This window comes from Winogradskyella pacifica (assembly GCF_013403915.1).
Taxonomy (GTDB): domain Bacteria; phylum Bacteroidota; class Bacteroidia; order Flavobacteriales; family Flavobacteriaceae; genus Winogradskyella; species Winogradskyella pacifica.
In genome coordinates this window covers 124,780-147,116 of the sequence record NZ_JABFDI010000007.1, presented here as the reverse complement: position 1 = coordinate 147,116, position 22,337 = coordinate 124,780, and the positions used below count along the sequence as shown (strand labels likewise).

The window sequence follows — 22,337 nt, the reverse complement described above, 5'->3', positions numbered from 1 at the left end:
TTACTTTTTTTAAACGTGATTTAGCTTATAATTGCCTATTCAAAATTGAGAGTTGTTCACGATGTTTTAAACATAAAAAAAGCGACTATAGAGTCGCTTATTTTTTTTAAAGTGCAATTATAATTATTGCTTGATTAATCTTTTCGTTTGAGTTCCGTTTTCAGAATTTAACTTTACGATATAAACACCTTTAGTTAATTCTGAGATGTTTAATTTAGATTGGTTAGACGTAATTTTTTGAACGGTTACCTTTTTACCTAAAATATTATAAACTTCAGCGATAATTGCTTGGTTAGATAAAATGGTTACTTCATTACCATTTGCGGGATTAGGAAACATTGTAATACGATTTTGTTCTACATCTGTTACAGAAAGACTTTCCCATCTGTTTTGAGCTTCAGGTCCTCCCCAAATTACTGTAGCTAAATAAGGATTGTCTATAAAAGGGTTTCTGTTACCTTGTGCAAATTCATTATTTGGATTTCCATGATACGCATTTCTAACATCTTCTAAATCTCCTTCAACGACAGGGTCTTCAGCATTCCATTTTAAAAATAAATCTATCATATCGTCTGGAGTAGAAGCACTACTTCCGTTACCGACACCTGTTGGCAGGCAACGTTCACCATAACGTAAGTACATGTACATAATAATTCTTGCACAGTCACCTTTCCATTCGTCACCAGGATACCAACCTCCGTCGGTATTACCAGATTCACCATTAAGGAATTCGCCATTGTTTTTATCTGTAAATCGTAAGCTTCCACGTTGACCATTTCTTTGAACGTCAGTAGGTCTTAACATTTGCGCATCAGAACCAGGACCAGAAGTCCCTAAATTAGGACTTCCTAAAGATTTTGGATACACATGTTCTCTGTTCCAGTCGCCAACACCACCGCCGTTTTGGAACTTGCCTCTAGTTCTATCAGTGGTTACGTTGCCGTCAGAATCATTATAACCATATAGTAAAATGACATTGTTAGAATTGTTTGGATCTAAATCTGTAATCCTAGAAGCATCCCAAACATCGCTGTAACTTAAATAGTTGACGTGCTTATCTTCTGTGACATCAATTAAATCATTTTTCAAAGAAATACCAGTAGTGGTAAAATCAACAGTGCTATAGTAAGATTCTAATTCTGCAGGTGGAGCTAATTGAGCAAATGTAAATGAGGTTACAAATACTAATAGCAAAGTGTAAAAGTGTTTCATTAATTTTTGATTTTTTTTAATAAAGACATGTAGAATCCGTAGAAAAAGAATTCATAGGTTTTGTCTGTAACAAAGGTAAATAAAAATACAGATTAGATTATTTTTTAACACCTTTATGGAAAGCATATTTTTAAGTGCTGGGAATTATTGTTTTAACCAAAAAAAAGCAGTTGCACTTTGACTACGCTAAGTGAGCAACTGCTTTTATATTAAGAATTTTGAATTTATTGTTTAATGAGCTTTTTAGTCACTGTAGAATTACCTTGCGTGATTTTTACAATATAAATTCCTGAATTCAAATTTTGAACGTTTAAGTTACTTGTTTTAGATATGGTATGCTTTAAAACACGTTTTCCTAAAATGTCAAAAATATCTATGCTTGTGCTAACGTCAGATTTTAAATCTATCGTTAATGTGTTTTTTACAGGGTTTGGGTGAATCTTAACACTAGCAATATTAAAATCTTCAACATTTAAAGCTGAATAACAGGTGTAAGATAAATCATCAAATACAACTCTATTATTAGTGCCACTATTACCATCTATGACAATAGAAACACTATTTTCTATGTTAATGTTAGGTAATGTAACGGTTTGCTCAGTAGCACTGTAAGCAATTGTACCCACGAACGTTCCGTTTACATTAACATTAAATGTGCCGTCAGAACCACTAAAGACACGTTTCGTTGTTACGGTAAGCGCTCCAATTCCGCCAGAGGTTGTAGGTAGTGTTAACACACCATTTCTAACTGTGATAGCAGCAGTTGTAGTTGTATTTATTACTTGATCAGTTCTAGCTTCTGTAGCAGTCCATGTGCCGCCTTCGTCACCTGTCCAGCTAACATCTGAATAAGATCCAATAGAGGTGTCTAAATTAGCGAAGGTTTCCGTTAAACAATCAGATCCTCCGATAGTTCCATTATTCGTTGTGGTTTCACAATCTTGGTTACTAAATCCTGATTCGTTATTAGCAGCATCTTTAGCTTTAACTGTAAAACAATAATTCGTTGCTGCAGTTAAACCTGTTGCTGTAGCCGTTGTGTTGCCAGAGTTGAAAGCATATGTTCCATCAATATAAATATCGTAAGATATCACTCCAATATTATCGCTAGAAGCTGTCCAAGATAAAGTAATACTATTATCTGTAGGATTAGAAGCTACTAAATTAGTAGGGTCTGTTGGCGCTTCAGTATCTGGAGTAGGATTCCAAATTAGATCTGCATATTCTGGATGATCCACAAAAGGATTTGCATTACCTTGATAATTAAAAGCAGCATTGTTTCTTTCGCGTTCTCTTTGGTCTACAGGGTCTACATTATTATGCCAATCGAGTAAAACCTCTATTGCCCAAGGAAAAAATACTTGGTCATTAGTGCCGTTAAACATGCCAAAACTAGTGTAACCATCAACAGTACTTTCATAACGCGTCGCAAAATAAAGTAATGCTCTTGCGATGTCACCTTTAAATTCATCGATTGGTTCAAAAACAATACCTGAGTAACCAGCCATTGTGCTTGTTCCTCTTTTAGAGCCATTGTCTGAAGTCAAATTTGCTGATCCTACATTTCCAAAAGGATAAGACCCTCTGTAATTGTTAACTCTACAATCCGTTGGGATGACGTGGTGAATATCACTTTGCATTGGGTAATTACTGTTAAAAGACGATTGTGGCACTAAATGCTCTCTATTGTAACAATCACCTTCTGAATTTTGATTACCACCTTCATCAACATTGTGCGTAAAATTGTACGGGTCGGAACCTGTTGGGTTTTCAGAATAAAAATCTAAAACCGTTCCGTCATTTTCATAATTTGCACCACCTGTAACATCAATATCAGAGTGTGTATCTACATAACCATTGGATCCGGAAATACCAGAACCATCATAAAGCTGATCGTATGTTCTAGCGGTATGACCATTAGAAGTTATACTTTTTAACTCTGTTTTTAAAGTAAAACCAGATAAACCATTTGCACTATCGTAGTAATTTGAAGGGATTTGAGAAAACCCAATACTTGATACTAGTAAAAATAGAACGTAAATGTGTTTCATATGTCGTATTTCAATAAGTTAATTTATTATTTCTTTTCTAAAAGCGCCATATAGAATCCATCAAAACCAGATTTATAAGCTAATATCTTTTTGTCCTTTACAAGTGTAAATTCTTTTCCTGTTTCCGTAGTTAAGAATTTTTGAACTTGCTCTTGGTTTTCTGAAGGTAAAACAGAACAGGTCGCATAGACCATTTTTCCGCCAGATTTCACCATTTTAGAATATTGCTCTAAAACCTCTTGTTGCGTTTTCTTTATGTTTTCTATAAATTCAGGTTGTAATTTCCACTTCGCATCCGGATTTCGTCTTAAAACTCCAAGTCCAGAACATGGTGCATCAATTAATAAACGATCCGCTTTACCATGCAATTTCTTAATAGGCTTAGTAGAATCGATAACTTTCATTTCAATATTATGAACACCATTTCTACGCGCTCTAACTTTTAGTTTTCTCAATTTACTTTCGTAAATATCCATAGCTATAAGTTGGCCTTTGTTCTCCATTAAAGAGGCTAAATGCAATGTTTTACCACCAGCACCAGCACAAACATCAACCACTTTCATTCCTGGTTTAACATCTAAATAGTCGGCAACTAACTGTGATGATGCATCTTGTACTTCAAACCAACCATTTTTAAACGCTTCTGTAACAAAAACGTTAGCACGTTCTTTTAATTTTAAAGCTGAAGGGTGATTTGGTAAAAATTCAGTCTCAATATCTTCAGACTGTAACTTCAGTTGTAAATCTGTTTTGTTAGTTTTAAGTGTGTTAACTCTAAGAATAACATCAGCTTGCTCGTTTTGCATGGCCATCTCCTTAGTCCATTCGGCTTCACCTAATTCTTTTACACCTAATTCGTCAATCCAATCTGGTATAGACTCTTTGAATTTTCTAATTTTAGACAATTCATCAAAACGACCTTTAATTTTTCGAGATGGAGTATCTGTAAAATATTTCCAATCTGGTAATTTGATACCTTTTAAGGTCGCCCAAACGGCAAATATTCTCCAAAGATTATCTCTGTCGTATGGTGCTTTAACATCTGCTATTTCTGCATAAAGTCTTTGGTAACGCACAATAGTATAAACCGTTTCTGCAACAAAGCCTCTGTCCCTGCTTCCCCAACGTTTATCGCGTTTAAGTAATTGTTGTATAACTTTATCAGCGTATTCACCTTCATTAAAAATAAGGTGTAATCCGTCAATTACGGCAAAGCATAAATTTCTGTGTAATCTCATATTAGGTCTTCTGTTTTCAATATTCATTTTGCAGTAGTTTAATCTCTGCAAAAAAGAACATACAAAGGTAAGAGAAAAGTTTAAGAGTATAAGGTTTTATTGTAAAGTGTTATCTTTTAAAAAATTATTAATATGTTCCGCAAGTTTTTTTTAGTAACCGCATCTAAACTAAATTAGCACCTATTAATCATCCGTATTTTTTGAACGAAACCGAATTCATACAAGAATTAAAATTAAAAAGCACGTCAGCTTACAGTCAACTGTTGGATAAATTTCAACAGAAGGTGTTTAGTACTTGTATTTCGTTTGTGCCTAATAGAGAAGATGCTGAAGATATAGCGCAAGATGTTTTTGTGGAAGTTTTTAAATCGATAGATAAGTTTAAAGGGGATTCAAAATTATCGACTTGGATTTATAGAATTACAACGAACAAATGCTTAGAGTTTATAAGAAAGAAGAATACTAAAAAGCGTTTTGCTTTTTTACAATCTATAACAGGAAACGCCATTCCCATAGATAAAACGGATTATTTTACAGAAATGAACCATCCCGGAATTTTATTGGAGAACAAAGAATTGAATGCCACTTTATTTAAAGCAATTAACGGCTTGCCCGAAAGTCAGACCGTGGTATTTACGCTTCATAAAATAGATGGAAAAAGTTATCAGGAAATCGCAGAGATTACCAAACGTAGTTTGTCTTCTGTTGAATCTATAATGTTTAGAGCAAAAAAGAATTTACAAAACACACTGGAAAACTATTATAAAAATGAATATTAGCACAAGTTTTTTTAAACTTTTGCATCTAAAGATATAATTATCAATGTTTGTTCAAAATGTTATTAGCCGACGGAATGATTCATAAGGAACAACAAGTGCCAATTAAAAGACAAATAAGTATAAACACATTAAATCTAATGTAGAAATGAATAAAAAAGTAAAAGACACCTTTGATTCTATCGCGTCTATTGAAGAGGTTAAAGTGTCTCCGTTTTTTAAGGAAAACGTAATGCATCAAATTCGGAATGTCTCAGAAGACATACAAGACGCAACTTGGTCGTGGTTAACTCCTAAACTACAATTGGCAACATTGGTTTGTGTTGTGGTTTTAAATCTAGTCGCATTCAATAATCTTAAGAAAACAAATTATGATGAGAATGTTAGTAGTTTTGCAGAATCTTATGGGTTATCTACAAGTACAGAAACTTCTTTAATAGATTAATTATGAAGAAAAATGTAATATTATATGTGCTACTTGTGTTTCTTATCGTTGTTAATGTTTTTTTCTTGTTTAATTACATAGGAAATAATAGCGGTAACAACATAAATGAACCACAGCGAAACAGAAACTTTATAGTAAAAGAGCTGGGATTTAATAAAGCGCAATTAGAAGAATTTAAAGAAAAGAGTAAAGGTCATCATAAAACTATGATGCGTTTGTCTGATGAGGTTAAGGAATTAAAAGATGTACTCTTCAATAAATTGTCTGATGATTTTGTAGATGAATCGGTAATTGATTCTATTTCAGGATTAATTTGTGAAAAGGAAAAAGTAAAAGAAAAAGAAGTCTTCTATCATTTTAAAATGATTCAAGAATTATCTAACGATACCCAAAAAGAAAAATTCAAAACGATAATAATGGATGCGCTACGCCAAGATGAGCAAGGGCAAAGACCACCTCCGCCAAGAGATGGTGAAGGGCATAGGCCACCACCACGAAATCCGTAATTATAAAATAAATTAAAAAGACCTTCTACTATTGAAGGTCTTTTTTTTGTGTTTTTTTTAACAAAGGAGCGCACAAGTTTAATGAGAGAAGCTCATCTAAAAGTATATAATCTTAAAACATATAATTATGAAAAAGCACGCATTTAAAACTGTAATACTAACATTTGGAATCGCAATTTTTATGTCGAATTCTGTTTTTGGTCAAACAGGTAATAAGCAGGATAGAAAAAAGCCACCAACATTTAAAGAATTAATAAAAGAGATGGATGCAAATGAAGATGGCAAATTGTCTAAATCAGAAATAAAAGGTCCTTTAAAAGAGCATTTTTCTGAAATAGATACTGATGAGGATGGTTTTATCACCGAAGAAGAATTTGAAAAAGCACCAAAGCCAGAACGAAAGGAAAGAAACTAATCAGCATAAATTAAAACTAATACAATAAAACTTAGATAAATATGAAGGACGTTAAAAACAAATTAAATGTGTTATATATCGCATTATTATTTAGTGTGTCTATAGTGACTTTTAATGCATGTAGTAATGATGATGACGCAACAGAAACTGAAGAGGTAGGCGGAGTAGACGTCGATGATACGGATTTTGAAGCTACAGATTGGACTACAGAAACACATAGTAAAGATGCTGATCCAAATTTTGAAGAAGTATTTGATGATACTACTGTAAAGCGATTAGATATTGTTATTACTGAAGCACGTTGGCAGACTATGTTAGATGATATGACTGATTTATATGGCACATTTGGAACGAGTTCAGCGGGACCAGGAGGTCCTGGTGGTGGAGGTCCAGGAGGTCCAAACGACTTAGTAGAAGTAGATGAAGATCCTGTCTTTGTCCCTGCAGAAGTGTTTTACAACGGGAAAGAATGGTATAGAGTTGGTGTGCGTTTTAAAGGGAATTCTAGTTTACAGTCTAGCTGGTCTAATGGGATATTAAAATTATCTTTTAAATTAGATTTTGACGAATATGAAGATGATTATCCTCAGATTAATAACCAGCGTTTTTATGGCTTTAAAAAATTAAGTCTTAAAAATAATTATAACGATAAATCGATGTTACGAGAAAAAGTAGCAGGAGATGTATTTAGAAATGCAGGTTTGGCAGGTTCTCATACCGCTTTTTATACGGTATATGTAGATCATGGAGATGGACCAACATACTTCGGACTTTATACAATGGTTGAAGAAGTTGATGATACCGTTTTAGAGACTCAGTTTTCTGATGATGACGGAAACTTGTATAAGCCAGATGGTGATGGAGCAAGTTTTGCCTATGGTTCGTTTACAGAAGATGTCTTTGTTAAGAAAACAAATGAAGACGATAACGATTGGTCAGACATCCAAAGTTTATTTTCAGCGTTGCATGATGATGCAAGAACAACGGATGCTTCAACATGGAGAACGAACTTAGAAACCGTATTTGACACGGATACCTTTTTAAAGTATTTAGCAACAAATACAGTGATTCAGAATTGGGATACTTACGGTAGAATGACACATAATTATTTTCTTTACAACAATCCGGATACGAGTAAATTAACTTGGATTCCTTGGGATAATAATGAAGCATTACAAGAAGGAAATAATTTAGGTGCATTGCCTTTGGATTTTTCAGGATTAAGTAGCGAAGAGTGGCCATTAATAGGTTACATCTATCAAGATGAGGTGTATAAAGCACAATACGATTCTTATCTTGAAGAAGTGGTGAATGGTGCATTTAATGTCAATACTATTCAATCGCAGTTTGCAACATATTCAGCTTTAATAGAGCCTTATGCAACGTCAGAACTCACAGGTTATACTTTTTTAAATAGTAGTTCAGATTTTCAAGCGGCCGTTAATGAGTTAAATACACATGTGGTTTCTCGGGCAGATGCGGTAAGTAATTATATAAATTAATAAATAGGTTTTTTTGATTGATTTGGTTGTTTATTAAAGGCTTCGTGAGAGATTGCGAAGCTTTTTTTTTATTCAAGAATAAAAGGATAAGACTTATAATTTAGAATTGGTGATATGAGATTATTTAGAAAAATTAGAAAGAAATTATTGATTTCAGGTAAATTCAAAAGTTATGTGGTTTATGCGCTTGGAGAAATTTTACTCATTGTTATTGGTGTTCTGATAGCTTGGAAAATTAACAATTTAAACGAATTAAGAAAAAATAGAATTGTAGAAGTAAAAATATACGAATCTTTAAATGAAGAGCTAAATTCAAACTTAGTGCTTTTAGATTCTTCCATTGCCAGTTATACTAAAAACAGGGAAGCTATAGAAGCGACTATAGATCTCATTATGACAGAGCAACAGAACGAGTTGGGAACAGATGAAAAAAACACGATTATTAATGTCGATTATAAACCAACACAACTGCATACAGGAGCTATAAATTCAGTGAATACAACTAATAAATTTGAGTTTATAGAAGGTGTGTTGTTGAAAAATCTAATTGCAGCCTATCCTAATGAGTTAGATAATTTTGAAAACCAAGAAGCAAAAATCAAGAACATCATTGTTAACCGATTACAGCCAGCGATAGAAAAGTATGTCTCGTTGATTGATATTCTTACGAAGCGTGAATTTAATTTAAACAAACTACAAACATTTTCTGTGGAATCTAATTATGCTCAGTTGCTTCAAAGTAGAGAATATCAGAACTGTTTGGTAGATCGGTTATTGCAAACTGAAATTCAATTAACAAACGCTAAAAATCTAAGAGAGAAAACGAAAATCATGGCGTTTCAGTTACATAAAGAACTCACAAATTAATTTTTAAAAAGTAGCGCAAGTTTTTATTTCTTATGGCATCTAAAAATAAAACTAGAATAATTAATATGAAAAAGACCCATCAATTTATTAGCATCATTTCAATAAGCCTTTTACTAGCTTGTAATGGTCATAAGGGAACTAGTGATCATAGCCATGATGGAAGTGAACCACATTCACATTCAAATAGCATTAGTCACTATTTTGGAGCGTACGATTTAAAAGATGAGAATTTTGGAACTAAAACTAAGGTTACACTTACAGAAGACCAACGTGTTATGGTTACCAATGCATTGCCAAATCATAAAACAGGTGCATTTCCTAATCAAGGTAATCCTAATACAATTTCTACTCAAAATAATACTTATAGTTTTCCTTTAAACCCAAAATATACAGGAAAAGCAACATGGTCACGCGAACCAGGAGTAGCCTTAAACGGTATTAAGTTTGAACCAGGTACAGCAGAGGTTGTTGTTTGTGATACGGGCGAAAACTATCGTGTTGAAGCACTTCAAGATGTTATAGATTTAGGCTTAGATTTTAATCATGCACATGTGCAGCCAACAGGTGCTTATCATTATCACGGCACGCCAACGTCTGTAATTGACGATTTTGATAATGGCGAAGATATGGTTCATATTGGTTTTGCTCACGACGGTTTTCCAATGTATTATTCTAAAAGTGGGAAGTATAAGCCAAGTTATAAAGCCTTAGATGGAAATAGAGAGGGGGAAGATTGTACTTATGAAAACCCACATCAATCTATGGATCTTTCTGTTGGAGGCCATCATGATGGTACTTTTACTTCAGATTTTGAATATGTAGAAGGCTCTGGTGATTTAGATGAATGTAATGGCATAACCATAAATGATAACTATATGTATTTGGTAACGAATGAATTTCCATATGTAGGGCGTTGTTTAATGGGAGAAACATCAGGAGAGCAACAAGGTCCACCAAATGGAGCGCAAGGACAAAAACCAAGTATTACAGATTTAATGAATCAAATGGATACCAATAATGACGGTAAGTTGTCTAAAGCTGAAGTAAAGGGGCCTTTGTCTGACCAATTTTCAAAAGTAGATGTAAATAGTGATGGTTTTATTTCAAAACAAGAATTAGAAGCAGGACAAAGACAAGGCGGTCAAAGACCTGAAGGTAGAAAACTTAGAGGAGGACGAAATTAATTTAGTTTTTAGCGCAAGTTTTATTTTATAAAGACATCTAAAATATTTAAACAAACAAATTAAAGTAAGAAACATGAAAAATTTATTTAAACTATTAGCCTTATTATTAATATGCACCACCGTAAGTTTAGCTTGTTCTAGTGATGATAGTAGTTCTACTGTTGGCACAGGTGATGACAGCGGAACGGTAACTGAACTACACAATGCCTTCTCAGAATTTGATGAAGATAATGTAACAGTAATGTTAAGCGGAACTAATGTGGTGATAGAATCCAACGGTTTGCCAAATCATACCTCTCCCTATTGGTCTAATACAACATCGCGAACCATAACAGGGCCAGAAGGTAATTCTATGACTACAGTTTCAAGTTCTAATCATCCATTATGGGTTGAGCCAACCGTTACATCTCACGATCAAATGGCACCAGGAAACATTGATGATTTTAATGGTTCATTTAGTTTAACGGTTTCTGCAAATCCTGCATTGGCTTCAAATACATCATCAACAGGATTAGGGCCAATCGGTATTGCTATAAGTGGTTCTATGATTTATAATGATGAAGAGGGGCCTAATGTTCCATTAGATAATGCAGTGGGGTCTTTAGACTATTCAGCAGCTCATACAGGTCCACAGAGTTACCATTATCATTTGGAGCCAAAAGCATGGTCTAATGACGACGAAGCTTTAATTGGTATCATAGCAGATGGATTTTTCTTATACGGTAGAAAATGTAATGCGACCGGAACATATCCAACAGACTTAGATGCTTCAGGCGGACATATCAGTACAACGCAACATACAACAGAAGCAGAATATCATTACCATATACAGAATGAATTATATCTTAATCAATATTATATCCTTTTCCCAGGTGATTACCAAGGTTCAGCAAGTTCAATCAACTAAGCTTTTGTCACTTTTAGTGTTGTTAATCTCATTTGGTGGTTGTAATTCTAAAAGTGATAAGATTAAACAAATCGTTAATAAAACTGTTAAGGTAAAAGCAGATAGTTTGTTACTAGCAGCAGATGAAGGACTTTTTTATTACCACGATGAACCTTTTTTAGGAATCTCAGAACGTCATTATGAAAATGGTGAGTTGGCAGAAGAAATAGCCTATGTTAATGGTGTAAAAAATGGAGTTTATAAGAAATGGTTTGATGATGGACTTTTAAGTTTTGAGGCCAATTATGTAAATGGAAAACAACATGGTGTGACTACAAGCTGGTGGAGAAATGGAAAACTAAGGTCAGAGTCAAATTATGTAAACGGTATTGCAACCGGCACGCAACGCCAATGGTATATTACAGGTGAGCCATTTAAAGAATTGAATTTAGTCGATGGAAAAGAAGAGGGGTTGCAACGGACATGGCGAAGAAATGGAAAGCTTTACAATAATTACGAAGCCAAAAATGGACGAATTTTTGGATTAAAACGCGCAAACTTATGTTATGCATTAGAAGATGAAGAAGTACAGTATAAAATATTATAGTTTAATTTTTGGGTTGGTATTGTTGGGGTGTAAACAGACCGAACAAGAAAAAACAAGTAGAGTTGAGATGCTGCCTTATTACAGCGATGCAGCATTTACACCGCATTGGTTATCTAAGGGAGATAAAGCTTTAGAAGAGTTTCATACGATACCGAATTATAGTTTAGTAAATCAGTTAGGGGCAACCGTAACCGAAGATACGTTTGAAAATAAAATCTACATTACCGATTTTTTCTTTACGACCTGTCCTGGGATTTGCCCTAAAATGACAGCAAACATGTCCATTTTACAAGACGAATTTTTAAATGATGATGAGGTGCTATTATTATCGCATTCTGTTACACCCGAAACAGATTCAGTAGAGGTTCTAAAAGACTATGCAGAAGCTAAAGGTGTTCTAGCTTCCAAGTGGCATTTAGTCACAGGGGAGCGTCAAACGATTTATGACTTAGGACGACAATCTTATTTTGTAGAAGAAGACTTAGGTGAAGTTAAAACGGATGATGATTTTCTGCATACTGAAAACTTTGTGTTAGTTGATAAGAATAAACATATACGAGGAATTTACAATGGTTTAAATAAAACTGCGGTTGCTCAGTTAATTGCCGATGTAAAAACCCTCCAAAAGGAAGACTAGAGTGATGATCTAGTTTATATGTGATTGATTGGTTATTGATTTGAAAAGCTTTGCGGTTATATCGCAAAGCTTTTCTATTTTTATGGAAAATTGAATAGCATGAGATTAATTATTGTTTGTTTGTTGTTAGTAGGATTTAGTTCTTGTAAATCTGAAGTTCCTTTGAAAATTAGAAATATTTCAAAGGTTGGGATTGAAACTTTGATTCAAGATTCATTATTAAATGTTAGAGCTTTGGAGATTGATGAGAAAGGGGTAGGCTATTTTGCTTTGTCTAATGGGAAAATTGGAGAAATTCGAAAAACCCCTATTGAAGATATAGCTCATTTAACTTTCCAATTGAAACACGATACAATAACACCAAACTTTCGTGCCTTAGCAGTAACTGATAATGCTAGTTTTATTCTTAGTATTGAATCACCAACGCTTTTATATAAGATTGATAAAGATTCATTGAGGCTAGTCTACAAGGAAAACCACCCAAAAGCGTTCTACGATGCCATGGACTTCTGGAACGATGATGAAGGCATCGCCATTGGAGATCCAACAGACGATTGTATGAGTATTATTATCACCAGAGATGGAGGAGAGACTTGGACAAAATTATCTTGCGACAATTTACCAAAAGCAAAAAAAGGAGAAGCTGCTTTTGCTGCAAGTGATACCAATATTGCTATAATTGGAGACCATACTTGGGTGGCTACAGGAGGTAAAGCGAGTAGAATTCTTTATTCTTCAGACAAAGGACAAACTTGGGAAGTATACAATACACCGATTACTCAAGGAAAAGAAACTACAGGTATATATTCTCTAGATTTTTACGATGATAAAAACGGATTCGCTATTGGTGGAGATTACACCAAACCAAACGATACATTAAACAACAAAATAAAAACGAATGATGGCGGCAAAACTTGGCATGTTGTGGCTAACGGAAAAGGGCCTGGTTATAGAAGCTGCGTGCAGTATATTCCAAATTCTAACGCTAAAGAATTAGTAGCAGTAGGTTTTAAAGGCATTGATTACAGTAACGATGCTGGTAGTACATGGTCGCATTTAAGTGATGAAGGCTTTTATACCATCCGATTTTTAAATGATTCTGTGGCTTATGCAGCAGGAAAAGGTAGGATTTCTAAACTTATTTTTAGAGAATAAAAAAAGGAAGCTATTTCTAGCTTCCTTTTTATATGGTATTAATTTTTTGAATGCCGTTTTTTATACTCATCAAACATTTTTTGTCTGAATGAACGCTCTGCCTGATAGAGTTTTATAATTTTCTTTGCAGAGAGAATTTCAAATAAATCGTTTAACATTTTAGAATGTAATTCCATTTTCTCCTTTTCTATATTTTCAATATCTAACAAAAGTGATTTAGCTTCATTTTCAGATAAATTCTCAGGGCTTATACATTTGCGTTTGTCAGTAGATCGTTCTCTAAGTTTACTTTCAGCATCTTCATTCGCATTATAAATAGGCCAGAATTTTTGAGCTTCGGTTTTTGTTAAATCTAATTGCTCCGTTATATGAGCAATTTTTAGGGCTTTAATTTTTTCCTTATCTAGTTTTTGTGCAAATAAGCTAGCAGAAACCAATAATGTAAGGATGAGTGTGTGTACTATTTTCATAACTTTTTTATTCAAAAATTAGGTCTTCAGGTTCTATGTTTTCTAAATATTGATTTAATGTTTCGTCCGAAATATGAATGTCTATAAAATCGGTTTCTGAAATTTCACTAGTTTTAAACATAGATGCAAAATCCTCATTACTATACTCTTCTTGATATAAGTAACTCTCTAGGATTTCGGTTTCTAAATTGTCTATAGATATATTGTCATTGTTAAATACTAAACTAAATAATAATACAATACTCGCGGCAATACCAGAAAAGTAGTAAAATGTGCTTTTCGGTTTAAGGTTAATAACAGGTTTTTCAGGCTTATTTTGAAGTTTTTCTAAAATTGTATGTTCAACTGCATCAAAATAATTTTCAGGAACAGTGAAACCCGAAAATTCCGAAGCCTTAATCACTTCTTTTTCGTTTAAACGTTCAAAAAAATCAGCGTCAAACGACTCAAAATAATTATCAGGTGTTTTAAAGCCTGAAGACTTAACGTTATGTAAATTGTTTTTTTTCATGCTCACTTTTCGGTATATCCGAAATCATTTAAACTGTTTTCTAATACTAAGACTTCAGATTACTAAAATAGTTTAATCTGAAGTTAAAATCGCTTCTATCTTTTTAGATGCAATATGATAGGATGCCTTTAAAGCACCTTCACTTGTTTCTAATATATCTGACATATCTTTATATTTTAAATCATCAAAATAGCGCATATTAAATACTAATTGCTGTTTCTCTGGCAACGTAGCTATGGCTTTCTGTAATTTTAGTTGAATGTCATCGCCTTCAAAATAAACATCTGCTTGTAAATTATTAATAGCTCTTGTTTGATGTTCTTCGTTACTAATTTGTAAACGTTTGGCATTTTTGTTTATCAATGTAATCGATTCGTTAGTCGCAATCCGATATAGCCATGAAAACAATTTGCTTTCTCCTTTAAAATTATCGATGCTACGATACACCTTTATAAATGTATTCTGAAGCGCATCATCAGCATCATCATGGTTGATTACAATTTTACGAATATGCCAATACAAACGTTCCTTATAGAGTTGTAGTAACTCTCTATAAGCAGCTTCTTTTGTTAAAGGATTTTTTAAACGGGTTATAAATTCCGATTCGTTAATCAATTGATTTCATTTGATATTAAGACCTCTCAAATTACTAAAAGTTTAATCGTTTTTTTTGATTAAATAGATTGATTTAATTTTTTATTGAGAATCAGTATGTTAAAAGCTTTAATTTCGATGAAATACAGAAATAAACGACAAAATGCATTTTTCTCTTGTTTTCTAGTTTTATTTAGTATATGTTTGTTTAAGCTTAACCTATTATGGTTATCAGTCTCCCAAATCTGATAACAAAAAGAAAAGGATGTATATAACTATACATCCTTTTTTTATTAATTATTATCGCTTAGCGTGGCTGTCTAATTACGATTCAAAACTCTGCATTTCTACTAGTTTTTTATAAACTCCATTTTTAGCAATCAATTCTGCATGAGTTCCTTGTTCTGCTATTTCACCTTTATTCATAACCACAATTTCATCAGCGTTTTGAATAGTAGATAATCTGTGAGCAATAATAATGGAAGTTCTATTCTTCATCATTTTTTCTAAAGCATCTTGAACTAAACGTTCGCTTTCTGTATCTAAAGCTGAGGTAGCTTCATCTAAAATCATGATTGGAGGATTTTTAAGAACAGCTCTAGCAATACTTAAGCGTTGCTTTTGGCCACCAGAAATTTTACCACCAGCATCTCCAATATTATAATTTATTCCACCTTTTAAATCTTTTACAAACTCCCAAGCATTGGCAATTTTTAAAGCTTCAATAATTTCTTCATCTGTAGCGTTTTCTTTGCCTAAGAGAATATTATTTTTTATAGTCTCATTAAAAAGAATAGAATCTTGCGTTACTAAACCCATTAAGTTTCTAAGGGAGTGTTTGGTTATATCTTTTATGTTTTCGTTGTCAATGGTAATGCTGCCTTCGTTTACATCATAAAAACGCGTTACAAGATTGGCAATAGTACTTTTTCCACTTCCAGATTGTCCCACTAACGCGACACTTCTTCCTTTTGGTACTGTAATTGAAAAGTTCTTAAGTACTAAATCATCTTCGTATTTAAATGAAATGTTATTTAAACTGATACTAGTATTAAAACTGTCTTTAATTTTAGCATCAGGAAGATCTTCCAAACTACTTTCTGTTTCTATAATCTCTAATACACGTTCTGCAGCTGCATTTCCGGATTTTACTTGGTAACTAGCTTTACTTATCGCTTTTGCTGGTGTTAATATTTGATAAGATAAAGCCATATATGCAATAAATGAACCTCCGGATAAAGTTTGTTCTACCATTACCATATTACCACCATACCACAATAATGCCGCAATAGTTGCAATACCAAGAAATTCACTTGTTGGCGATGCTAAATTTTGGCGATTCATTAAGGTGTTTGAAAAGTTATAAAATCTATTGGTTGATTCTTGAAACTTAGCACTAAAACGTTTTTCAGCATTAAAGCCCTTTATAACTTTAAGACCTCCTAACGTTTCTTCGAGGGTAGAAAGAAATAAACCTTGTTCGCGTTGCACTTTTTCGGATTTTCGTTTTAAGCTTTTACCAATTCTAGATATTATAAAACCTGCAATAGGAATAAAAATAAACACGAAAATTGTCAATTTTACAGAGATTAAAAACATCGCAACAATAGCAAATAGGATAGTTAAAGGCTCTTTTACAATAAGTTCTAAAACCGAAAGCATAGAATTTTTAACCTCATTGACATCTCCAGAAATTCTGGCAATAATATCTCCTTTCTTTTTTTCAGAATAATAAGAAATAGGAAGTGTAATGACTTTAATATAAATTTCGTCTCTTAAGTCTCTAAGGACACCATTTCTTAAAAAGGTAATAAAGAATAGCGCTAAATAATTGAATAAATTTTTAAGAAGGAAAAGCCCAATGATCAGCACAATCATATAGAGCAATGCTTGTTGAGGACCTTCGCTAGCTGTTGTTTTGGTAATAACGTAATTGAGATAATTTTCTGTAAAATCTAAAAACTCACCAAATCCTGTAAAAACAGGTTTTTCAGTAATTTTCTCGCTTTCACCAAATAACACATTAATCATTGGCATTAATGATAGCATGGCTAATGTGCTGAATAGGGCATAAAAAATATTACATATAATATTTAGAATAGCATAGCGCTTATACGGTAATATAAACCGAGATAACTTTTTTATATAATCCATTAATTATAACTTCAAATCCTTGAGGATAGCTTTAATTCTATTATCCAACAATTGCTCCGTTGTTGCAAAGTCTGACGAATTGTCTAATTGTGCGTTTACGCTGATGTAGAATTTTATTTTTGGTTCCGTTCCACTTGGTCTTAGTGCAATCTTACTTCCGTTTTCTGTGTAATAAATTAAAACATTAGATTTTGGGATGTCTATAGCTGTTTCTTCGTTAGATTGAAGGTTTTTAGAAACGGACAATTGATAATCTTCAATTAATACTACTTTTTCTCCATTGATTTCTTTTAATGGATTGTTTCGAGCATCAACCATCATTTGTTTAATTTCTTCTGCTCCTTCAATCCCTTTTTTAGTTAAAGACACTAAATGTTCTTTAAAGAACCCATGCTCAACATATAAGTCAATTAATTCTTGATATAATGTTTTTCCATTTGCTTTTGCTTGCGTAGCAATTTCGCAAGCTAAAAGGGTAGAGGTTACTGCATCTTTATCGCGTACAAAATCACCAACCATAAATCCAAAGCTTTCTTCGCCACCACCAATAAAATCAAGCTCTGGGAAGTCTTTGATCATTTTAGCAATCCATTTGAATCCTGTTAATCCAATTTTAGATTCAACATTATAAGCATTACCTAGAACGCTCATCATCGGAGTCGATACAATTGTAGATGCTATAAATTGATTCCCATTAATTTTGCCCTCTTTTTGCCATTGTTTTAAAAGAAAGTTAGTCATTAAAACCATGGCTTGGTTCCCATTAAGAATCACCAATTCATTATCTAAGTTTCTTACAACAACACCTAAACGGTCACAATCAGGATCCGTACCGATAACGATATCTCCATCTACTTTTTCTGCCAATTCCATGGCCATTTTTAAAGCCGCAGGCTCTTCTGGATTTGGAGATGCTACTGTTGGGAAATCACCATTAGGTACACGTTGTTCTTCAACAATATGAACATTAGTATAACCGGCACGCTTAAAAGTTTCAGGAATCGCCGTTATAGACGTCCCGTGTAACGAGGTAAATACAATATTTAAATTTTCTTTTGCAGCTTTTGGGGTATCAAAGCTACCGTTGCTAACGCATGAATCAATAAAAACATCATCAACGTCTTTTCCTATATATTGAATTAAATCTGAATTGGCTTCAAACTTAATTTCAGAATAGTCTAAACGATTTATTTCAGCGATTACAGCTGAATCTTGAGGTGGTACTAATTGACCGCCATCTTGCCAGTAAACTTTATATCCGTTGTATTCTGGCGGATTATGAGACGCTGTTAAAACAATACCACAATGACAATTTAAATGTTTTAAAGCGAATGATAATTCTGGTGTTGGTCTTAATTCTTCGAATAAAAACACTTTGATACCATTGGCTGAAAATACATCTGCAACAAGTTTTCCGAAGGATTGGCTATTATGTCTACAATCGTAAGCAATTGCAATCTTTATATCTTCATTAGGAAACGATTCTTTTAAATAATTACTTAAACCTTGTGTGTTTTTTCCTAAGGTATATTTATTGATTCGGTTCGTTCCCAATCCCATAATACCACGCATTCCACCAGTTCCAAATTCGAGATCTTTATAAAAACTTTCCTCTAATTCTTTAGGGTTAGAAGCTATCATGTTTTTAATTTCCTTTTGAGAGTCTTCATCAAAAGTTGGTGTTAGCCAAGAATTTACACGTTCTAAAATTTCAGGTTTAATATGTATCATGGATAAAGTGGATTTATTAACAAAAATAAACAATTCAAAATTTTAATAAGTCTTGTAAACAATAAAATTAGCTTATCAAGAAAGATTCAAATTTTCTTTTATAAAATAGCGTTGTTGTTGACGATTAGTGCGTAAAATAAGCTCTCCTAAGAAGCCTGCGATAAATAATTGCGAGCCAATAATCATGGTCGATAATGCAATGTAGAATTGTGGTCGGTCTGTAATAAGTCTCCCTGTTGGGTTTAAAAATAATTTGTCGATACCTAAATAAAAGGAAAAACAAAACCCAATAAAAAACATAATGACGCCAAGTGCACCAAATAAGTGCATTGGTCTTTTACCAAAGTGAGACACAAACCAAATGGTGATGAGATCTAAAAAACCATTTACAAAACGGTTCATTCCAAATTTAGTATGCCCATATTTACGCGCTTGGTGCTGTACTATTTTTTCTCCAATATTAGTGAATCCTGCATTTTTAGCGAGGACAGGGATGTAACGATGCATTTCGCCATACACATCAATATGTTTTACAACGGTATTGCTATAGGCTTTTAAGCCGCAGTTAAAATCATTTAAAGTAACACCAGAAGTACGTCTTGCCGCCCAATTAAATAATTTTGAAGGTAAATTTTTAGAAAAATAAGAATCGTAACGTTTCTTTTTCCAACCAGAAACCAAATCAAAACCATCAGTCTTAATCATTTTAAAGAGTTCAGGGATTTCTTCAGGGTTATCTTGTAAATCGGCATCCATTGTAATAACCACATCTCCTTCTGCTTTAGCAAAACCAGCATGCAAGGCTTGTGATTTCCCAAAGTTTTTAAGAAACTGAATACCTTTTACTTTGGGATTAATTTCGCCTAGTTCAGAAATTATTTGCCACGATTTATCAGTGCTACCGTCGTCTATAAAAAGAATCTCATAAGAAAACTGATTGGATAGCATCACTGATACTATCCAATCGTGTAATTCTTTTAAAGAGTCGCGTTCGTTAAGTAGTGGAATTACTACTGATATATCCATATGATTTTAGTCTAATTTCTAGTCTCCAAAAATAAAGAAATTATTTAATGATCCTTTTTCAAAATAGCAGATATTATTAACGACACGATAAAACCAAAAAATAAACTTCCAAGGAGCATCATAGTTGAAATAAAAAAAGTAGAGGCTGTAATATCTATAAAGTTCATTGCCATATCTAACTGTTCTCCTTGCATATTTGGATTTTGAGACATCATTTCAGCGATTGCTTCGTCCTTTTTTCCTGATAAAAATTCAGGCATAATATAAGAATAGTGTATTGCAGCGTAAAGAGCAGAAATTAGTCCACCGATTAAAGCAATTCCCATTCCTGTTTTTAAGCCATCTCTTATGCTTAATAGGTTAGAGTTCAATTTTTTGTAAGAGTCAATTCCAAAATAGTAAATTGCAATTGTGGCAACTGTGCTTATAACACTAGCTATCCAATGACTTTCTATATTTAATGCATATAATATAATAAGTACTGCTATGGAAATAAGTGCTAAGTAAATTCCGTAATTGTAAGCAATTGGTTTAATAGAGGGTTTATTGTTTTCCATATTTAATTTGTAGTTTTTTTGGTTAATTTATCAGTTAGTATCCAAAGTTACATAAATGTTACATACTTTTACTAAATAAAATTTACCAAAAAGATTGTAGATTTATAAAAAATGATTAAATTTGCACCTCGAAAAATCGAATACATTTAAAGCATTTAGTGATGAAAGCAGGAATACATCCAGAAAATTATAGAGTAGTAGCATTTAAAGATATGTCTAATGAAGAGGTATATTTAACTAAGTCTACAGCAGATACAAATGAGACTATCGATGTAGATGGTACTGAATATCCATTAGTAAAATTGGAAATTTCTAGAACATCTCATCCTTTCTACACAGGTAAATCTAAATTAGTAGATACAGCTGGTCGTATTGACAAGTTCAAAAACAAATACGCAAAGTTTAAAAAATAAACTTCGCTTACCAATACACACAAAAGCCTTTCTGTTATCAGAAGGGCTTTTTTATTTTCAGCAATTAAGTTATTTTTGATGTCATAATTGAGTTGGATTTTAGAACGATAATCTTCTTAGTGCTAACTTATAACTTTAAATCTTACCATGAACTACATATTATTTGACGGTCCTTATCGTAATAATCTTTTACCATTTACATTTACAAGACCAGTTGCAGACCTAAGAGTTGGTATTTTAACCATACGCCAAAAATGGGAATCGTATATAGAATATACCACTACAACGGTTACCGAAGATTACTTGTCAGATAAGTATCCTATGGTAGAAATGGAAAATAACATTATGATTAATGCTTCTTTTCTACCTAATATGGAAGTTGCAGAGGTTGTAAAAAACTTAACCGAAAATCAAGCTTTATTTAAAGGTGAAGATGTCATTGCATTTTATATAAAAGAAGGAGAGGAGGTAAGTGATTTTTCAACGTTTGAAGCTATAGAGTTTGAGGGTGATCTTTTAAAAATTGAACATACTTGGGATATTTTTGCGCTTAATGGTGAAGCGATTATCGAAGATTTTAATTTAATCACTAAGGATAGAGAGTCACAACCCATTCCTGCGACAATCAACACCATTAATCCTGAAAATATTTTTATCGAAAAAGGAGCAACTTTAAATTTTGCAACTTTAAATGCGAGTTCTGGACCAATCTATATTGGTAGAGATGCCGAAGTTATGGAAGGATCTATTGTAAGAGGTCCTTTTGCGTTATGTCATAATGCCACCTTAAAAATGGCTAGTAAGATTTATGGACCAACGACTGTTGGACCTCATAGTAAAGTTGGAGGAGAGGTTAGTAACTCTGTCATATTCGGATTTTCGAACAAAGGTCACGATGGCTTTTTAGGAAATTCAGTTATAGGAGAATGGTGTAATCTAGGTGCAGATACGAATACGAGTAATTTAAAGAATAATTACGCAGAAGTTAGACTTTGGGATTACCAAACGGAAGGCTTTGCTAAAACCGGACTTCAATTCTGTGGATTAATGATGGGAGATCATAGTAAATGTGGCATTAACACCATGTTTAACACAGGTACAGTTGTAGGTGTTAGTGCTAATATCTTTGGAAGTGGTTTTCCTAGAAACTTTGTGCCAAGTTTTTCTTGGGGCGGAAGCAAAGGTTTTGTAACTTATAAAACAGACAAGGCGTTTGAAGTTGCGGAAGTGGTGATGGCTAGACGCAAAGAGGAATTTACAGAAATAGACAAAGCAATTTTAAATCATATTTTCGAAGAATCAAAGCAATATAGGAAAGACTAATATCTCGGTAAAAGCTTAATTCACAATATTATTTATGTTTTAGAGAGGACTTGAACGTGCTGAATATGTTGAAGCAT

Annotated in this window: 23 protein-coding genes; 13 read left to right on the top strand and 10 right to left on the bottom strand. The window is 33.1% G+C overall.

Annotated elements, in window-relative coordinates:
- Positions 1-123: 123 nt before the first annotated feature.
- The 3 genes from HM984_RS08380 to HM984_RS08370 form a co-directional block, all read right to left on the bottom strand.
- Positions 124-1,212 carry an endonuclease gene (locus HM984_RS08380; protein WP_179348837.1) on the bottom strand — a complete coding sequence of 363 codons (1,089 nt, stop codon included), beginning with the start codon at positions 1,210-1,212 and terminating at the stop codon, positions 124-126.
- Positions 1,213-1,436: 224 nt separating this feature from the next.
- The gene (locus HM984_RS08375) at positions 1,437-3,263 is read right to left on the bottom strand and encodes an endonuclease (RefSeq protein ID WP_179348836.1); all 1,827 of its coding nucleotides are present in this window, start codon (positions 3,261-3,263) and stop codon (positions 1,437-1,439) included.
- 26 nt (positions 3,264-3,289) lie between these two features.
- The gene (locus HM984_RS08370; protein ID WP_179348869.1) at positions 3,290-4,501 is read right to left on the bottom strand and encodes an RsmB/NOP family class I SAM-dependent RNA methyltransferase; all 1,212 of its coding nucleotides are present in this window, start codon (positions 4,499-4,501) and stop codon (positions 3,290-3,292) included.
- 200 nt (positions 4,502-4,701) lie between these two features.
- Between HM984_RS08370 and HM984_RS08365 the strand changes: the two genes are divergently transcribed.
- The 11 genes from HM984_RS08365 (at position 4,702) to HM984_RS08315 (ending at position 13,481) form a co-directional block, all read left to right on the top strand.
- On the top strand, positions 4,702-5,280 hold the full coding sequence (locus HM984_RS08365) for an RNA polymerase sigma factor (protein ID WP_115809253.1): 579 nt from the start codon (positions 4,702-4,704) through the stop codon (positions 5,278-5,280).
- 145 nt (positions 5,281-5,425) lie between these two features.
- Positions 5,426-5,722, top strand: coding sequence for a hypothetical protein (locus HM984_RS08360; RefSeq protein ID WP_092466947.1), 297 nt, complete (start codon positions 5,426-5,428; stop codon positions 5,720-5,722).
- A 2-nt stretch (positions 5,723-5,724) separates the two neighbouring features.
- Positions 5,725-6,228, top strand: a complete 504-nt coding sequence (locus HM984_RS08355) for a hypothetical protein (RefSeq protein WP_179348835.1) — start codon at positions 5,725-5,727, stop codon at positions 6,226-6,228.
- A gap of 127 nt (positions 6,229-6,355) precedes the next feature.
- The gene (locus tag HM984_RS08350; protein ID WP_179348834.1) at positions 6,356-6,643 is read left to right on the top strand and encodes an EF-hand domain-containing protein; all 288 of its coding nucleotides are present in this window, start codon (positions 6,356-6,358) and stop codon (positions 6,641-6,643) included.
- Positions 6,644-6,684: 41 nt separating this feature from the next.
- A complete protein-coding gene (locus tag HM984_RS08345; protein ID WP_179348833.1) occupies positions 6,685-8,145 on the top strand; it encodes a CotH kinase family protein in 1,461 nt (486 codons plus the stop codon).
- A 114-nt stretch (positions 8,146-8,259) separates the two neighbouring features.
- Complete coding sequence (locus tag HM984_RS08340; protein ID WP_179348832.1) at positions 8,260-9,012, top strand: hypothetical protein; 753 nt, start codon at positions 8,260-8,262, stop codon at positions 9,010-9,012.
- A 65-nt stretch (positions 9,013-9,077) separates the two neighbouring features.
- A complete protein-coding gene (locus tag HM984_RS08335; protein ID WP_179348831.1) occupies positions 9,078-10,196 on the top strand; it encodes a YHYH protein in 1,119 nt (372 codons plus the stop codon).
- Between the two features lie 73 nt (positions 10,197-10,269).
- Positions 10,270-11,103: a YHYH protein gene (locus HM984_RS08330; protein ID WP_179348830.1), complete on the top strand. Its 834-nt coding sequence runs from the start codon at positions 10,270-10,272 to the stop codon at positions 11,101-11,103.
- Between the two features lie 4 nt (positions 11,104-11,107).
- Positions 11,108-11,689 (top strand): toxin-antitoxin system YwqK family antitoxin, encoded by a 582-nt coding sequence (locus HM984_RS08325; RefSeq protein WP_257018470.1) that lies wholly within the window; start codon positions 11,108-11,110, stop codon positions 11,687-11,689.
- On the top strand, positions 11,661-12,326 hold the full coding sequence (locus HM984_RS08320) for an SCO family protein (RefSeq protein ID WP_179348828.1): 666 nt from the start codon (positions 11,661-11,663) through the stop codon (positions 12,324-12,326). The genes HM984_RS08325 and HM984_RS08320 overlap by 29 nt, the downstream gene beginning before the upstream one ends.
- 99 nt (positions 12,327-12,425) lie before the next feature.
- Entirely contained in the window at positions 12,426-13,481 is a 1,056-nt protein-coding gene (locus HM984_RS08315; protein WP_179348827.1) for a WD40/YVTN/BNR-like repeat-containing protein, read from the top strand.
- Positions 13,482-13,519: 38 nt separating this feature from the next.
- On the opposite strand, the gene HM984_RS08310 is transcribed toward HM984_RS08315, so the two are convergent.
- From HM984_RS08310 to HM984_RS08280, 7 genes are all read right to left on the bottom strand, one after another.
- Positions 13,520-13,951 carry a Spy/CpxP family protein refolding chaperone gene (locus tag HM984_RS08310; RefSeq protein WP_147298339.1) on the bottom strand — a complete coding sequence of 144 codons (432 nt, stop codon included), beginning with the start codon at positions 13,949-13,951 and terminating at the stop codon, positions 13,520-13,522.
- A gap of 7 nt (positions 13,952-13,958) precedes the next feature.
- The gene (locus HM984_RS08305; protein WP_179348826.1) at positions 13,959-14,462 is read right to left on the bottom strand and encodes a hypothetical protein; all 504 of its coding nucleotides are present in this window, start codon (positions 14,460-14,462) and stop codon (positions 13,959-13,961) included.
- A 72-nt stretch (positions 14,463-14,534) separates the two neighbouring features.
- A complete protein-coding gene (locus tag HM984_RS08300) occupies positions 14,535-15,077 on the bottom strand; it encodes an RNA polymerase sigma factor (protein ID WP_115809273.1) in 543 nt (180 codons plus the stop codon).
- 303 nt (positions 15,078-15,380) lie between these two features.
- Positions 15,381-17,210 (bottom strand): ABC transporter ATP-binding protein, encoded by a 1,830-nt coding sequence (locus HM984_RS08295; RefSeq protein ID WP_115809275.1) that lies wholly within the window; start codon positions 17,208-17,210, stop codon positions 15,381-15,383.
- Between the two features lie 3 nt (positions 17,211-17,213).
- A complete protein-coding gene (locus HM984_RS08290) occupies positions 17,214-18,941 on the bottom strand; it encodes a phospho-sugar mutase (protein WP_179348825.1) in 1,728 nt (575 codons plus the stop codon).
- Positions 18,942-19,016: 75 nt separating this feature from the next.
- Positions 19,017-19,967 carry a glycosyltransferase family 2 protein gene (locus tag HM984_RS08285; protein ID WP_179348824.1) on the bottom strand — a complete coding sequence of 317 codons (951 nt, stop codon included), beginning with the start codon at positions 19,965-19,967 and terminating at the stop codon, positions 19,017-19,019.
- Positions 19,968-20,011: 44 nt separating this feature from the next.
- Positions 20,012-20,524 carry a DUF4199 domain-containing protein gene (locus tag HM984_RS08280; protein WP_115809279.1) on the bottom strand — a complete coding sequence of 171 codons (513 nt, stop codon included), beginning with the start codon at positions 20,522-20,524 and terminating at the stop codon, positions 20,012-20,014.
- Between the two features lie 161 nt (positions 20,525-20,685).
- Here HM984_RS08280 and HM984_RS08275 point away from each other — a divergent pair, with 161 nt between their 5' ends.
- Together HM984_RS08275 and HM984_RS08270 are read left to right on the top strand one after the other, a co-directional pair.
- Positions 20,686-20,937: a type B 50S ribosomal protein L31 gene (locus tag HM984_RS08275; protein WP_092443965.1), complete on the top strand. Its 252-nt coding sequence runs from the start codon at positions 20,686-20,688 to the stop codon at positions 20,935-20,937.
- Between the two features lie 147 nt (positions 20,938-21,084).
- The gene (locus HM984_RS08270; RefSeq protein ID WP_179348823.1) at positions 21,085-22,260 is read left to right on the top strand and encodes a GlmU family protein; all 1,176 of its coding nucleotides are present in this window, start codon (positions 21,085-21,087) and stop codon (positions 22,258-22,260) included.
- Positions 22,261-22,337: the final 77 nt, after the last annotated feature.